Here is a 1,635-nt window from a genome sequence, read left to right as displayed (position 1 = left end):
GGTGGAACAATTTTAGGAATAATAGTTGCTTTAGTAATGAATTAAGAAAAAATTCTGTTGCAATCAGAGTCGTAAGCGTTAACTATAGTGTAGTTTATAAATGCGAAGTAAAAAATGAGAAATTATCATCTAAAAATTAAGGTTATTGTGATGTTATCCTTAAATCTTAGAGTCACTATTGTATAATTTAGACAAAGGACAAAAACATGAAAAAACGCTACTCAAAAGAATTTAAAGAAACCCTTATCGCCTTCTATCATTCTGGTCAATCCGTCACCCAGCTGTCTAAAGAATACGACGTGGCCCCTGCAACAATTTATAAATGGATAGACCTCTACTCTAAATCTAATGAAAGCTCCATCTCTAAAGCTGATTTTCTAGAATTAAAAAGACAACTGGCTAAAGTTAAGGAAGAACGAGACATCTTAAAAAAAGTATTGACCATATTCGCCGAGAAAAAGAAGTGAGTGCTGCGGATATGGCTCAAACCATACAAACTTTAGCACTCAATGTCAGACTAAGCTGTCAACTCCTTGATGTTCCTGAATCAAGTTATTATGAACAGATTAACCGACATCCATCTAAAACTCAATTAAGGAGACAATACCTGTCACTCAAAATTTCTCAACTCTTCAATGCTAACCGAGGAATCTATGGTGCTCCTAAAATTCATCATCTTCTACTTAAACAAGGGGAAAAAGTCGGGTTAAAACTGGTACAGAAGCTAATGAAGCAACTTCAACTCAAGTCTGTAGTCATTAAGAAATTTAAGCCTGGATACTCACTAAGTGATCACATCAATCGAAAAAATCTCATACAGACTGAACCTACAAAGAAAAATAAGGTTTGGTCAACCGACATTACTTATATTCCTACTCAACAAGGATGGGCTTATCTCTCAACCATTATGGATCGTTATACTAAAAAAGTCATTGCTTGGGATTTGGGCAAGCGAATGACTGTAGAATTAGTGCAAAGAACTTTAAATAAGGCCATTAAATCACAAGACTATCCAGAAGCTGTTATTCTTCATTCTGACCAAGGAAGCCAGTATACGAGTCTAGAGTATGAAGAGTTGCTTAAGTATTATGGGATGACTCACTCTTTCAGTCGAAGGGGATACCCTTATCATAATGCCAGTCTTGAATCTTGGCATGGACATTTAAAAAGAGAGTGGGTGTATCAATTTAAATATAAGAACTTTGAAGAAGCCTATCAGAGTATTTTCTGGTACATCGAAGCCTTTTATAATTCAAAACGAATCCATCAAAGTTTAGGGTATCTTACACCTAATCAATTTGAAAAGGTAAGTGCTTAAAATAAATAGATTAAAATTCTACGTTTGTTACTCTAAAAACTTGACTTAACGTCATTATTTATTAACATGAGTTTTTGTATTCATTATAGATATAGTTTAATTAAATCATTCAGAAATTGGGATGTATTTTTATAATTTTGTTTTTCTGCCAATTTTTCAAGGCCTTCTTTTACAGAAGGTTCCAAAGTAAATGAATATGATTTTTTATTTTCTTCTGATTCAATTTTTTTAGGGAGTTCCACTTTTGACTTAGCTAAAGAACTGTTTGATAACACTGTTTTTACTTTTTTATCATCTACATCAAATGCCATTTTTTC

Annotated in this window: 2 protein-coding genes; one reads left to right on the top strand and one right to left on the bottom strand. The window is 33.0% G+C overall.

Annotated features, from left to right (window positions below; genetic code table 11):
* The first annotated feature begins 206 nt into the window (after positions 1–206).
* Positions 207–1,318, top strand: a protein-coding gene (locus ABZY20_RS37110; RefSeq protein ID WP_356447929.1) for an IS3-like element IS981 family transposase whose coding sequence is annotated in 2 segments (ribosomal slippage) — positions 207–423 and positions 423–1,318 — 1,113 coding nt in all. Because the reading frame shifts where the segments join, the coding sequence is not laid out codon by codon here.
* An 83-nt stretch (positions 1,319–1,401) separates the two neighbouring features.
* Here the strand turns inward: ABZY20_RS37110 and ABZY20_RS37105 are convergent.
* Positions 1,402–1,635: hypothetical protein (locus tag ABZY20_RS37105; protein WP_356447928.1), on the bottom strand; the 234-nt coding region annotated here is incomplete at its 5' end.

This window comes from Streptomyces sp. NPDC006624, from assembly GCF_040611555.1.
Classification (GTDB): domain Bacteria; phylum Actinomycetota; class Actinomycetes; order Streptomycetales; family Streptomycetaceae; genus Streptomyces.
Note: the sequence above shows the minus strand (reverse complement) of the source record. Positions and strands in the feature narration are given on the sequence as shown.